This window comes from Amycolatopsis sp. NPDC104863 (assembly GCF_055582965.1).
This window is the reverse complement of the sequence record NZ_JBVJOW010000005.1, coordinates 475,962-488,880: the sequence shown is the minus strand read 5'-3', so window position 1 is coordinate 488,880 and position 12,919 is coordinate 475,962. Positions and strand designations below refer to the sequence as shown.

At 71.6% G+C, this 12,919-nt stretch carries 8 protein-coding genes; 6 read left to right on the top strand and 2 right to left on the bottom strand.

Going from position 1 to position 12,919, the window contains the following annotated elements; translation table 11 throughout:
* Window positions 1-544: 544 nt before the first annotated feature.
* Window positions 545-808, top strand: a complete 264-nt coding sequence (locus tag ACZ63J_RS29135; protein WP_465401049.1) for a hypothetical protein — start codon at window positions 545-547, stop codon at window positions 806-808.
* Window positions 809-997: 189 nt separating this feature from the next.
* Window positions 998-2,596, top strand: a complete 1,599-nt coding sequence (locus ACZ63J_RS29130; protein ID WP_465401048.1) for an ABC-F family ATP-binding cassette domain-containing protein — start codon at window positions 998-1,000, stop codon at window positions 2,594-2,596.
* Between the two features lie 95 nt (window positions 2,597-2,691).
* Here the strand turns inward: ACZ63J_RS29130 and ACZ63J_RS29125 are convergent, their stop codons facing one another.
* Both ACZ63J_RS29125 and ACZ63J_RS29120 read right to left on the bottom strand, forming a co-directional pair.
* Entirely contained in the window at window positions 2,692-3,708 is a 1,017-nt protein-coding gene (locus ACZ63J_RS29125) for an alpha/beta fold hydrolase (protein WP_465401047.1), read from the bottom strand.
* 94 nt (window positions 3,709-3,802) lie between these two features.
* Complete coding sequence (locus ACZ63J_RS29120) at window positions 3,803-6,916, bottom strand: helix-turn-helix transcriptional regulator (RefSeq protein ID WP_465401046.1); 3,114 nt, start codon at window positions 6,914-6,916, stop codon at window positions 3,803-3,805.
* Window positions 6,917-7,063: 147 nt separating this feature from the next.
* Here ACZ63J_RS29120 and ACZ63J_RS29115 point away from each other — a divergent pair, with 147 nt between their 5' ends.
* From ACZ63J_RS29115 to ACZ63J_RS29100, 4 genes are all read left to right on the top strand, one after another.
* Window positions 7,064-8,590: a tannase/feruloyl esterase family alpha/beta hydrolase gene (locus ACZ63J_RS29115; protein ID WP_465401045.1), complete on the top strand. Its 1,527-nt coding sequence runs from the start codon at window positions 7,064-7,066 to the stop codon at window positions 8,588-8,590.
* Between the two features lie 117 nt (window positions 8,591-8,707).
* On the top strand, window positions 8,708-9,778 hold the full coding sequence (locus ACZ63J_RS29110; RefSeq protein ID WP_465401044.1) for an aldo/keto reductase: 1,071 nt from the start codon (window positions 8,708-8,710) through the stop codon (window positions 9,776-9,778).
* 382 nt (window positions 9,779-10,160) lie between these two features.
* Complete coding sequence (locus tag ACZ63J_RS29105) at window positions 10,161-10,511, top strand: helix-turn-helix domain-containing protein (protein WP_465401043.1); 351 nt, start codon at window positions 10,161-10,163, stop codon at window positions 10,509-10,511.
* A 66-nt stretch (window positions 10,512-10,577) separates the two neighbouring features.
* On the top strand, window positions 10,578-12,650 hold the full coding sequence (locus ACZ63J_RS29100) for a tetratricopeptide repeat protein (RefSeq protein ID WP_465439680.1): 2,073 nt from the start codon (window positions 10,578-10,580) through the stop codon (window positions 12,648-12,650).
* Window positions 12,651-12,919: the final 269 nt, after the last annotated feature.

Genomic DNA, 12,919 nt, shown 5'->3' with positions numbered 1-12,919 from the left:
GAGTCCGCGCCCCGCATCACCCACCCGCCCAGGCCGATTCCCGCGCCTTGCACCGCCCACCGAGCCCGAGCCCGCACCCCCCACCCAGGCCAAGTCCCGCACCCAGCAGCGCCCGCCGAGCTGAGTTCCCCACCTCGCACCCGGCCGCCGGAGCCGAGTCCCCGCCCCGCACCACCCCACCCGCCCAGGCCGATTCCCGCGCCTTGCACCGCCCACCGAGCCCGAGCCCGCACCTCCACCCAGGCCAAGTCCTGCACTCCGCAGCGCCCGCCGAGCTGAGTTCCGCACCTCGCACCGCCCGCCCGAGCCGAGTCCCCGCGCCGCACCATCCACTCAGGCCGGTTCCCGCGTCTTGCACCGCCTACCCGGACCCGTGTTAGCCTGTCGCAGTGCAGCGTCTGATCAAGTCCTCGCGACTCGTAACCCGGCGCGCCGGCTGAACCAGGTTGCCGGCGCGCAGCGTTGGCGACCCGTGGATTCGCGGCACCTCTCTTCGGCGGACCTGGCCCCGCTCCCTTTCCGCACTTCCCCGTGGAGACCAGCCATGTCCAGCCCCGCTTCCTTCGCCCCCATGCTCCTGCGCCGCCGCATCGCGACGTACTTCGTCGGGGGCGCCCAGGCGGTTCCGGCCCTCATCACCGCCCTCGCCCAGGACGGCCGCCTGGCGCACGAACTGTCGGTCGACGTCCGTGACGGCGTCCGGGAAAGCAGCCTCGTCTGCGCCCTGCTGCTGAGCACCGAGGAGATCGAGCCCCTGCTCGAGCGGTTGCGCGAGCTGCCCGCCGTCGTCTCGTCCGAACTCGCCTGAGCCGTAGCCGGAGTTCGGCACGGCGCGGGTGTTATCGTCGTAGAGAAGATCCTTTCGAGGAGGAGCGCGGTCGTGGCAGGTGACGTCGACATCTCCGGATAGCTCCGGAGTGTGCAGGCCCCCGGTGAAGCACCGGTGTGGCCGCCTTTGTCGACCACCTTTTCCTCCTCACCCTCCGAGGTCTTCTCCGTGCCCGAAAACTGCGTCGTCCTGTCCGGCCTGTCCTTCTCCTGGCCGGACGACACCCCCGTCTTCGACCACCTCTCCACCACCTTTCCCAGTGGCCGCAACGGTTTTGTCGCGCCCAACGGCTCCGGCAAGACGACGCTGCTGAAGCTCGTCGCCGGTGTGCTGACCCCGTCCGCGGGCAGCGTCACCGTCGACGGCGTGCTCGGCTACCTCCCGCAGGACCTGCCCCTCAGCGGCGAGCTGTCCGTCGCCGAAGTCCTCGGGGTCGCCCCGGTCCTGCGCGCGATCGAGGCCGTCGAATCCGGTGACGTCGACGAAAACCACTTCACCACCATCGGAACCGACTGGGACGTCGAGGAACGCACCCGCGCCCAGCTCGACCGGCTCGGCCTCGCCGACGTCGGGCTCGACCGGTCGTTGAGCACGCTCAGCGGCGGCCGGATCGTCTCGCTGGGCCTCGCCGCGCAGCTGCTCAAGCGACCGGACGTGCTGCTGCTCGACGAGCCCACCAACAACCTCGACCTCGAAGCCCGCGAACGGCTTTACGGCGTGCTGGACGACTGGTCCGGTTGCCTGCTCGTGGTCAGCCACGACCGTGCGCTGCTCGACCGGATGGACCGGATCGCCGAGCTCGAAAGCGGCGAAATCCGGTTCTACGGCGGGAACTTCACCGACTACGAGCACACCGTCGAGGCCGCGCGCGAGGTCGCCGAGAAGAACATCCGCAGCGCCGAACAGCAGGTCAAGCGCGAGAAGCGGGAGCTGCAGCAGGCCCGCGAACGCGCCGCCCGCCGCGCAAGCACGGCGTCGCGCAACCTCGGCAACGCCGGGCTGCCCAAGATCTTCGCCGGGACCATGAAGCGCAACGCGCAGGAGTCGGCCGGGAAGGCGGACGGCACGCACGCGGCGCGCGTCGGCGCGGCGAAGACCAAGCTCGACCAGGCCGAACGCGCGTTGCGCACGGAGCAGAAGATCAGCCTGGAGCTGCCGCAGACCGAGGTCCCGGCCGGCCGCACGCTCTTCGTCGGCGAGCAGCTGAAGGTGCGGGACCTGTTCCCCGACGGGATCGACCTCGCGATCCGCGGGCCCGAGCGGATCGCGCTCACCGGCCCGAACGGCGCCGGGAAGTCCACCCTGCTGCGGCTCCTGACCGGCGATCTCACGCCCGACAGCGGTTCCGTGTCCCGCGCCGACGGCCGGATCGCGTTCCTGTCCCAGCGCCTCGACCTGCTCGACGACGACCGGACCGTCGCCGAGAACCTGGCGGCGGCCGCCCCGGCGATGCTCCCGGCGCAGCGGATGAACCTGTTGGCGCGCTTCCTTTTCCGCGGCTCGCGGGTGCACCTGCCGGTCGGGGTGCTCTCCGGCGGCGAACGGCTGCGCGCCACGCTCGTGTGTGTCCTGTTCGCCGAGCCGGCGCCGCAGCTGCTCCTGCTCGACGAGCCCACGAACAACCTCGACCTGGTCAGCACCGGACAGCTGGAGAGCGCGCTGACGGCGTTCCGCGGCGCGTTCGTCGTGGTCAGCCACGACGAACGCTTCCTCGCGGAGATCGGGGTCGAACGCCGGCTCCGCCTGGAAGGCGGGCGGCTGCGGTGACGTACACACCCGTCGCGCCACGCTCGGCGCAAGTTGTCGTGAGTGGTAATTCGGGTTAGAACCCTAATTACCACTCACGACAGGCCGCGGCAGACTCACATCCGGTCGGCGTCCACGACTGCCTGGGCGAAGGGGCGCGGCGCCTCCTGCGGCACGTTGTGGCCGATGCCGTCGAAGATCCGGTGCTCGTACCTGCCGGTGAACTTCGCGCGGTACGGCTTGCCGTCCTTCGCCGCGGCGTCGAAGTCGCTGCCGATCGTGATGGCCGGCACCGTGATCGCCGGTCCGGTGGCCAGTTTCCGTTCGTACGCCTCGTATTGCGGCTCGCCCGGGGCGAGGCTCAGCCGCCAGCGGTAGTTGTGGACGACGATGGCGACGTGGTCGGGGTTGTCGAACGCCGCCGCGCTGCGGTTGTACGTCGCGTCGTCGAAGTGCCACGCCGGGGACGCGTTGCGCCAGATGAGCTTGTTGAAGTCGTGGCGGTTCGCGGTGTAGCCGGCGCGGCCGCGCTCGGTCGCGAAGTAGTACTGGTACCACCAGCCGAGCTCGGCGACCGGCGCCAGCGGCTGCTGGTTCGCCACCAGGTTCGTCACGATGTACCCGCTCACCGCGACGACCGCCTTGCAGCGCTCCGGGAACAGCGCGGCGATGATGTCGACGGTCCGCGCGCCCCAGTCGTAGCCGCCGAGCACGGCCTTGTCGATCTTGAGCGCGTCCATCAGGGCGACGACGTCCAGCGCCACCGCCGCCTGCTGTCCATTGCGGACGGTTTCGGCGGACTTGAACGTCGTCGGCCCGTACCCGCGCAGGAACGGGATGATCACCCGGTACCCGGCGGCGGCCAGGATCGGCGCGACGTCGACGTAGCTGTGCGGGTCGTACGGCCAGCCGTGCAGCAGGATCACCGGCTGCCCGGTGGCCGGGCCGGCCTCGGCGTAGGCCATGGTCAGCACCCCGGCGTCGACGTGCTTGAGCTCGCCGAGCGAGGTGTGCTCACCCGAACCGGCGCGAGGGTCGGGCGCGGTGGCGGGTGTGGCCGACGAGCAGGCCGCCAAGGACGTCGCCGCCAGTCCCGCCGCGAACGCCTGCCCGAACCTTCTCCTGCTGATCATCTGGAAGCTCCTGTGCGAAAGACCGTGGGACTTTCACGACGTTAAGGAGCTTCAGGTGACCTTCGCGCCCGTCGGACGACGCAGCCGGTGTAAGTCACCCGTCCAGGGGCTTCACGACTCCGGCGAGGTCGGCGCGGGAGCTCACGCCCAGCTTGGGGAAGATCCGGTGCAGGTGGGTGCCGACGGTCCGGTGCGAAAGGTACAGCCGCTGGCCGATCTCGCGGTTGGTCAGCCCCGCCGCGGCGAGCTGGGCGATGCTCAGCTCGTGCGGGGTCAGCTTCTCGCGCGCGTCCGGGCCCCGGTTCGGGCTCGACTCACCCGCGCTGCGCAGCTCGCGGCGAGCCCGCTCGGCCCAGGCCGTCATGCCCAGCGCGTCGAAGGTCTCGCGGGCGGTGCGCAGGTGCGTCCGGGATTCGACGACCCGCCGCTGCCGCCGCAGCCACTCGCCGAACGCCAGGTGGACGCGGCCGCGTTCGGCGGGCCAGCCGGTCAGGTCCGCGCCGAGGGCAGCGGTGAACAGCGCGTCGCCGGGGTCGAGCACCGCTCGTGCGTAGCGCAGGCCGATGTGCAGCGCGGGTGACGGCGTGCGCGCGGCCAGCGGCTCGAGCTCGGCGAGGATGTCGCGCACCGCCTCGGTCTGCCCGGCTCGCACCGCGGCCTCGGTCAGCTCCGGGACGCAGTACGCACGCAGGGCCAGCTGGTAGGCGGGGTCGGCCGGGTCGTGGAGGCGGCGCAGGTCGGCAAACGCGTCCTCGAAGCGGCCCTCGCTCAGGTGGGTGAGCCCGCGCGTGAGCTGCACGGTGGCGAGCACGGGCCGGGCGCCGGCCGCGAGCCCGGCGCGTTCGGCCTCGTCGGCGAGGGTTTTCGCCTGCTTGTGGTCACCGCGCAGGGCGGCGATCTCGGCCTGGACCGCGACGGCGAGGCCGAACATGAAGGGCTGCCCGGTCTCCTGCGCGAAGCGGGCGGCTTCGGCCGCGGCGGGCACCGCGCCGGCGAGGTCGCCGAGCCGCACCCGGCTCCAGGCCTGCACGGCGAGCGCCCGCGGCAGCAGCCCGAGCCGGCCCTGGGCCCGCAGGCCCGGCGCGGCGGCCGCGGAGAACCGCGCGGCCAGGTCGAAGGCGCCGACCTGCAGGGCGGCGCTGCCCAGGTACCGGTCGACTTCGGGGTCGGCGCCGGTGGCGCCCACCAGCTCCCGCAGCCGTTCCAGCACGACGTCACCCCGTTCGAAGGGCGCGACGTAGGCGGTGATGGCCACCATGCGCGGGTCGTCGCCGGGCAGAGGGAGCCGGTCGGCGACGTCGAGGAGGGCCTGCCGGGCGGGCGCGCCGGGCTCGATCCAGAAGCACCGCATGGCGGCACTCCAGAGGATCCGGGCGGCGGCGTCGGTCTCACCGTCCCTCGCGACGGCCGTGGCGAGGACGGCCAGTTCGGCGACGCGAGCGGGATCTTCCCGGACACCGTCTTCGAACTCACTGAGCAGCCGGGCGGCGGTGGCGTTCCGCCGCGGCCCGGCCGGCTTGGCGGCGACGACCAGCCGTTCGGCGGTCTCCCGCCGGCCGGATTCCACGGCGAGCTCGGCGGCCCGCAGCAGCCGATCGGCCCGGCAGTCCGGCTCACAGCTCAGCCGGGCGGCTTGTTCGAGAGCAGCGATCGCGGCGGCGGCCCCACCTCGGTACCGGGCCCGCTCAGCGGTCCGTTCGAGTTCGGCGGCGACGGTTTCGTCGGGCCCGGCGGTGGCGGCGGCCTGGTGCCAGGCCCTGCGGTCGGGCTGGTCGTGAAGGGCTTCGACGAGCGCGAGGTGAGCGCGGCGCCGCTCGGCGGGTGAGGCAGCGGCGGGAATGGCGGCGCGCATGAGGGGGTGGCGGAAGGTGACGGCCCCGGCGGAGAGATCGACCAGCCGAGCTTCGACGGCGGGGGCGAGGATGTCGGGCCCCGGCGCGGCGGGGGTGCTGAGAGGGGTTCCGGCGGGAGCTGCGCCTGGCGGGAGCCCCGGCCCGAGGCCGCCAGCCCGGCCAGCACTCGAATCCGACCGCGCAAGAAGCTCGCCTGGCGCAAGCCGGGGCGGTAAAGAGTCGGCCGCCGTCCCCGGCCCGCCGACCTGGCCAGCGCCGGCACCTGACCCCGCAAGAAGCTCGCCTGGCGCAAGCCGGGGCGGTAAAGAGTCGGCCGCCGTCCCCGGCCTGCCGACCTGGCCAGCGCCGGCACCTGACCCCGCGAGAAGCTCGCCTGGCTGCACCGCGCCAGCCACTCCAGCCCCAGCCCCGCCATCCCGGCCAGCACCGGAACCCGGCCCCGCGACAAGCGCACCAGCCGCGAGCCCAAGCCCGCTGGTCTCGCCACCTCCGGAACCCGGCCCCGCGAGCAGCGCACCAGCCGCGGCCAGCGTCTCCGCCAGCGAAGTCGCCTCGTTCAACGCCGCGACCAACAACACCGTCCGGACCTCTGCCGGAAGCCCCACGACCCGGGCCGTGAACGTCCGCTCGAGCCGCTCGGTCAACGGCAGCTCCAGATCCAGCCCATCCAACTCGGCCACCGCCGAAGGCAGCTCCGTCAGCGCCAGCGGATGGCCCGCCGCCTCGGTCAGCAACCGCGTGCGAACCGCCGGAGCCAACCGGGGCGCGATCGCGTCCAACAGATCAGCCGACGCGTCAGGCGGCAACCGGTCCAGGGGCATCTGCGCCAAACCCGCGTCGCGCAGCGGCGTCTCCGCGTCGTCCCTCAACGTCGCCACCAGGACCATCGGCTCGGTCTCGATGCGGCGCGCCACGAACGCCAAGACGTCCGCGCTCGCGCGGTCGAGCCAGTGCACGTCCTCGGCCACCAGCAGCACCGGCTTGGCCGCCGCCGCCTCGGACAGGAGCGTCAGCGCCGCGAGGCCGACCAGGTAGGCGCTCGGCTCCGCGCCTTCGGCCAGGCCCAGCGCCGTGCGCAGGGCGTCGCGCTGCGGTGCCGGCAGGTCCGTGACGCCCGCGCGGACCGGGTGGAGCAGCTGGTGCAGCCCGGCGTACGCGAAGTGCTGCTCGGCCTCGGCCCCCGTCGTCCGCAGCACCCGCAGCCCCGCGACCGACGCCGCGGCCGCCGTCTCCGCCACCAGTGCGGACTTCCCGATGCCGGCTTCGCCGCGGATGAGGACGCCGCTGCGGTCTCCCGCGCCGTCGACGAGCTCGGTCAGCTCCTTCAGCTCGGTTTCCCGCCCGTGCAGCACCATGGAAACGACCTTACCCAAGGCACGTTTCCCCAGCTCAGAGCGGAGTGACGTACGGCGACAGCGTCATCCGACGGGCGCGGGCGCCCGGGCCGCCGCCCTAGCGTGCTCACACGTCCACATCGGACGGAACCCACACAGAGGAAAGCGATGAGACGTTTCCCCCAGTTCCTGGCGGCCGCCGTGCCGCTCCTGCTGACCGGCCTGGTCCCGCTCGCCCCGCCGGCGGCGGCCGCGACGCCGGCCTGCGCCGCCGTCTCGGTGCCCGCGCCGCCCGGCGCGAAGATCGAGTCGGTGACCGCGGAGCGCAAGACCGGCTACTGCCAGATCACCGTGACGCTGACCCACTCCGGCCAGGACCACGTCAAGGTCGCCGTCGCGCTGCCCGAGACCGGCTGGACCGGACGGCTCCAGGCGGTCGGCGGCAGCGCCTACGCCGCGGGCAACTTCGACGCCCCGCTCGTCCAGGCGGTCAAGGACGGCTACAGCGGCGTGACGACCGACGCCGGCGTGTCCACGAACGGCCTCGACACGTCGTGGGCGGTGACGCCCGGCGGGAAGGTCGACAAAACGCTCCTGACCAACTTCGCCACCCGCTCGGCGCACGAAGAAGCCCTGATCGGCAAGGACGTCACGCAGCGGCACTACCACCGGCCGATCACCTACTCCTACTGGAACGGCTGCTCGACCGGCGGCCGTCAGGGGTACTCCGAGGCCCAGCGCTTCGCCGGCGACTTCGACGGCATCCTCGCCAACGCGCCCGCCGTCCAGTGGACGCAGTTCGCGGTCGCGACGCTCTGGCCGCAGATCGTGATGAACTCCGACCACGACATCCTGAGCACCTGCGTGCTCACGGCGTTCCGGCAGGCCGCGATCCAGGCCTGCGACGCCCGCGACGGCGTCACCAACGGCATCGTCGACCGGCCGGACGAGTGCAGCTACGACCCGCGCGGCCTGGTCGGCACGAAGCTGCTCTGCGACGGCAAGGAAGTCACCGTCACGGCGACGGACGCCGAGGTCATGCGCAAGATCTGGGCCGGCCCCACCGACGAGCGCGGCCGCAAGCTCTGGGACGGCCTCCCGAAGGGCGCGGACTTCACCTACCTGGCCGGGACCGTGCCGGACCCCGTCACCGGCGAGCTGACCGCGCCGGGCTTCCAGGTGGCCGTCCTCTGGGTGCAGTCGTTCCTGGCGAAGCAGCCGGGATTCGACACCTCGAAGCTCACGTACGCCCAGTTCACCGACCTGTTCCGGCAGTCGGTCCGTGAGTACGACGACGTCATCGGCACGGCCGACCCCGACCTGTCGGCGTTCCGGCGGGCCGGCGGCAAGCTGCTCACGTTCGTGGGCGCGGACGACCAGCTGATCCCGCCCGGCGGCACGCTCCAGTACCGCCAGCGGGTGGAGCGCACGATGGGCGGTTCGCAGCGGGTGAACGACTTCTACCGGCTGTTCCTCGCCCCGGGGGTCGAGCACTGCGGCGGTGGCGCGGGCGCGCAGCCGACCGACGCGCTGGGCGCGCTGGTCGACTGGGTCGAGCACGGCAAGGCGCCGGCCACGCTGGCGGCGGCGACCCTCGACGGGAAGGCGACGCGCGACCTGTGCGCATACCCGAAGGTGTCGCGCTACACCGGTCACGGCGACCCGGCGGTGGCGTCGAGCTACCGCTGCCGCTGAGGTGAGCCCGGGTGGGCCGGAGCCGGTTCCGGCCCACCCGGACTGGACTTGCGGGTCCAAAATTCCGGGAGCACGCTGAACCGGTCCACGGATTTCTTCGCCCCAGGAGCACTTTCCATGCCTCTTGACCAGTACTACCTGCTCGGCCGCTCCGGCCTGCGCGTCAGCCGGCTCGCGCTCGGCACCATGAACTTCGGCACCGGCGGGTTCCACGCCGCGTACGGGAAGACCGAGGACGAGGTCCGCCCGATCTTCCACAAGTACCTCGACGAGGGCGGCAACTTCGTCGACACCGCCGACTTCTACACCGCGGGCGAGAGCGAGACCATCCTCGGCAGGCTGATCGCCGAAGCCGGTGTGCGCGAGCGCGTCGTGCTGACCACCAAGTTCACCAACAGCGTCGACCCGGGCGACCCCAACGCGGGCGGCAACGGACGCAAGCACATGATCCGCGCGCTCGAGGCGTCCCTGCGGCGGCTGGGCACCGACTACGTCGACCTGTTCCTGCTGCACACGTGGGACCGGCTCACCCCGGTCGAGGAGGTCGTGCGCACGCTCGACGACCTCGTCCGCGTGGGCAAGATCCGCTACGCGGGCCTGTCCGACGTCCCGAGCTGGTACGCGTCGCGGGCGCAGACGTACGCCGAGGCGCACTCGCTCACGCCGATGATCAACCTGCAGCTGCCGTATTCCCTGGTGCAGCGCGAAATCGAGACCGAGCACGTCCCGATGGGCCAGAGCCTCGGCCTCGGCATCACGGCGTGGAGCCCCCTGGCGGGCGGCTTCCTCACGGGCAAGTACCGCGACGGCGCGCCGGGCCGCTTCAGCTCGGCGGAGTCCCAGACGTGGTCGGAACGCGACTGGCAGCTGCTGAAGCCGCTCGAGGAGGTGGCGGGCAAGCTGGGCGTGACGATGGCCCAGGTGGCGCTCAACTGGGTGGCCACCCAGCCGGGCATCGCGTCGGCGATCGTCGGCGCGAGCAGCGCCGAGCAGCTCGGCAAGAGCATGGCCGCGCTGGACTTCGAAATCCCGGCCGAGCTGCGAACCCTGCTGGACGAGGCGAGCGCGGCGCCGCCGGCGTCGGTGTACCGGATGTTCACGCCGGGGTACCAGAACTGGATCGTCAGCCCGGACCTGAAGATCGGCGACAAACCGGCGGGGTACGCCCCCGCGGTGCGGAACTGGTAGCCGGAGCGGGTTCGCGGAGCGACTCTCGCCGCGAACCCGCTCACCCGTTGGGGTTTCCGAAGTCCCGGCTGTCCAGAGAATGACAAGAATCACGGCGTGGGATTCCCAAACCGAGGCGAGGTCAAGCCGGCTTCGCTGGCTCGAATACCACGCCGACCATACGGATCATGTTCGCCGAACGAGATCCCGCACCACAACCCGATCCAGGGATTTTGTCGTCCGGCAAGGACAGCAAAGCTGGGACGCATGCGCTCGGAGCGTGCAGATGCACACGAAGTTCACCTTCTTCGATTTCACCTGACCGGCATCCCCTGGTCCACCCGGCTCGATGAGACAATCAACGGCCGAGCACGACGCCAGCGACTGCCTCGGGAGCACGCGCATGGACACGCCGGAACACCCTGATCTGGAAGCCGCGCGGCGCACCGACCGTAATCGCCGCATGGTGCAGGACTGGCAAAACGGTGCGAGCATCACCCAAATCGCGCAGAAGTACGGCTTGTCACTCAACTGGACCGGCTCCTTGCTCCGGCAGAACGGCGCCGACCTTCCCACCATCGGACGCGGCATCAAACGAGACCTCGACAGCGAGGAAGTCGTGGATTCCTACCTCGACGGCGCCACAGTTCGAGAAATCGCCGACGCTCATGAAGTGTCCTACGGGAAGATCTATCGCTTACTGCAACACCATCGCGTTCCCATGCGCCCACGTGGGGGAAGGCAGCCGCGCTGAGTCAGCAATTCCGTCAATCCCGATCGACACACAGTAATAGTCCACAATGGATCATTCCGGGCAGGTGTGCAGATTTTCACATTGATGCCCCACCACGCACGACGAACCGGTAGACCGGAGGGTCGGGGTCGCCACGGGAGGGGGAACCCCATGACGCATCCTCAGCCGGGGCAACACGCCGCACGGACAGCACGACCGGGACCGGTTCAGCTGCCACCGCCGGCACCCGGAATCGTCGGCCGGGAGCCGGAGCTCGAACAGCTCGACACCCTGCGGGAACACCAGCGAGAACACCCCCGCATCGTCGTGCTGACCGGCGTCGGAGGGGTCGGGAAGACCGCGCTCGCCGTGCACTGGCTCACCACGCGCCGAGACGCGTTCCCCGATGGTGTGCTCTACACGAGCTTCGCTTCGGGAGCCGACGACGACGGTCCCGAATCGCCCGGCATCGCACTCCACGGCTTCCTCGCCGCGCTCGGCATCCCGGCGGCCGACATCCCGGCCCGGACGGCCGAGCGCGTCGCGTTGTTCCGCGCCCACACCGCTGGCCACACGTTCGCGCTGCTGCTCGACAACGCCGCCTTCGCCGCTCAGGTCCGCACCCTGCTCCCGGCCGCGTCCACCGCGTTCGTCCTCGTCACCAGCCGCTCCCAGCTGAGCGGGCTCGGCCTGGACGGCGCCGACATCCTTCCGGTCGGCCCGCTCGGAGAGAAAGCCGCACACACCCTGCTGGCTTCGCGCGCCGGCGCCGCACGGCTCGACGCGGATCCCGCCGCCACCCGGCGGCTCCTCCGCGCCTGCGGCGGCCTCCCCCTGGCGATCGCGGTCATCGGCGCCCGCCTCCGAGCCCGTCCCGAGCGGAACATCGTCAGGGAGATCCGCAGCCGCGGAACACCCGCCGGAGGACCGCACAAGGCGGTGTTCGACGCGACGTACGCCTCACTTACCCCGGCCGCGGCGCAGATCTACCGTCTCTGCGGGGTGCTGCCCGGGACCCACATCGCGCTCGAAGTGCTGGCCCACCTCCTCGCCACCCCGCTCGACAGCATCGACGACCAGATCGACGAGCTGGTCGAAGCCAACTTGCTGAGCGATCACGGAGACGTCGTCAGCCGGCACGACGTGGTCCGTGACGATGCCCGGACCCGGTACGAGCGCAAGATGACGCCGGAGGAGCAATCGGCGACCCTCCTGGCGTTCACCCGCTGGTATCTCGGCCGCGTCCTGGCCGCCGACGAGCTCATCCACCCTTTCCGGCCACGCTTCGCCACCCTCAGCGAGCCGGCCGCGCGGATCTTCGCCGACCGGGATCTCGCGATCCGGTGGTGGCGCCGGGACCACCAGGTCATCCGAACCGTCACACGGGAAGCGGCCGCGCGGAGCTGGGATTCTGAGGTTTGGCAGCTGTGCGAAGGATCTTGGGGCTTCTTCCTCCACAACCGTGACTACGAACCCTTCCTCGCCCTCACCACCCTCGGCATCGGCTCCGCTCGACGATGCGGCTTGCCACTCGTCGAGGCGCGGTTGCGCAGTCAGCTCGGTTTTGCGCTGGACCAGCTGGGCAGGCTCGCGGATGCGGACGCCCAGCATGCCGTCGCGTTGGAGATCGGCGAGCGGGAGAACGACGGACCCACGCTCGCGACCGCCGTCTCCCGGCTGGCCAGAGCAGCCCGCCAGCGCGGCGACCTCGAGCAGGCGCTTCAGCTGTACCGGCGCAGCGCCGAACTGCACGCCGAGATCGACCGCCCTCGCGGTGTCGCGCTCGCTCGCCGTCGCCGAGGCGAGCTCCTGATCGAGCTGAACCGGGATCAGGAGGCCGAGGTCGAGCTCGCCGCGGCCGCCGACGCCATGGCCGAGGCCGGCGACGCCAATCAGCACGCCCGAGCGGTCACGGCCCTGGCCCGGCTGCACGACCGCCATGGCCGGTACGACCACGCGAGAAGCCGGTTAGCCGATGCGCTGCGTGTTGTCCGGGCACTCGACTCGCCGTACTACACGGCCGAGATCCTCGCGGTCCTGGCCGACCTCGAGACCCGTCACGACGACCTCGATCAGGCGCACGAGCACCGCGCGGAAGCTCGGCGCCTGTACGCCGAACTCGGAGATCCGCGGGCAGCCGAACTCGCCCAGGAAGACTGACCGGCAGGCCGCCCGGCACGTCCGCCCCCGGTTCCGCCAAGCGAAGACCGACGCCGTCTCCTGGTGCCAGGCCAAGACCGACACCGCACCGGCGTGCTCGTCGGCCACCCGGCGAGCCGCGGCCGACGCGGCGCACGGTGTCCCGTGACCGCCCGCCAGGACGACGTCACCGCACTCCGACCAAGTTCCGGCCGCGAGGTCCGCATCGACCACGACGAGCGTGGCACCCTTGCCCGGCGTGCACCGGATCCGTGTCCGCCACACACCCG

Bases quoted from the DNA above. Each gene is read 5' to 3' on its own strand.
- ACZ63J_RS29110 (WP_465401044.1), top strand. From the start codon at position 8,708: ATGCCTCTTGACCAGTACTACCTGCTCGGCCGCTCCGGCCTGCGCGTC.
- ACZ63J_RS29115 (WP_465401045.1), top strand. From the start codon at position 7,064: ATGAGACGTTTCCCCCAGTTCCTGGCGGCCGCCGTGCCGCTCCTGCTG.
- ACZ63J_RS29135 (WP_465401049.1), top strand. From the start codon at position 545: ATGTCCAGCCCCGCTTCCTTCGCCCCCATGCTCCTGCGCCGCCGCATC.
- ACZ63J_RS29120 (WP_465401046.1), bottom strand. From the start codon at position 6,916: ATGGTGCTGCACGGGCGGGAAACCGAGCTGAAGGAGCTGACCGAGCTC.
- ACZ63J_RS29125 (WP_465401047.1), bottom strand. From the start codon at position 3,708: ATGATCAGCAGGAGAAGGTTCGGGCAGGCGTTCGCGGCGGGACTGGCG.
- ACZ63J_RS29105 (WP_465401043.1), top strand. From the start codon at position 10,161: ATGGACACGCCGGAACACCCTGATCTGGAAGCCGCGCGGCGCACCGAC.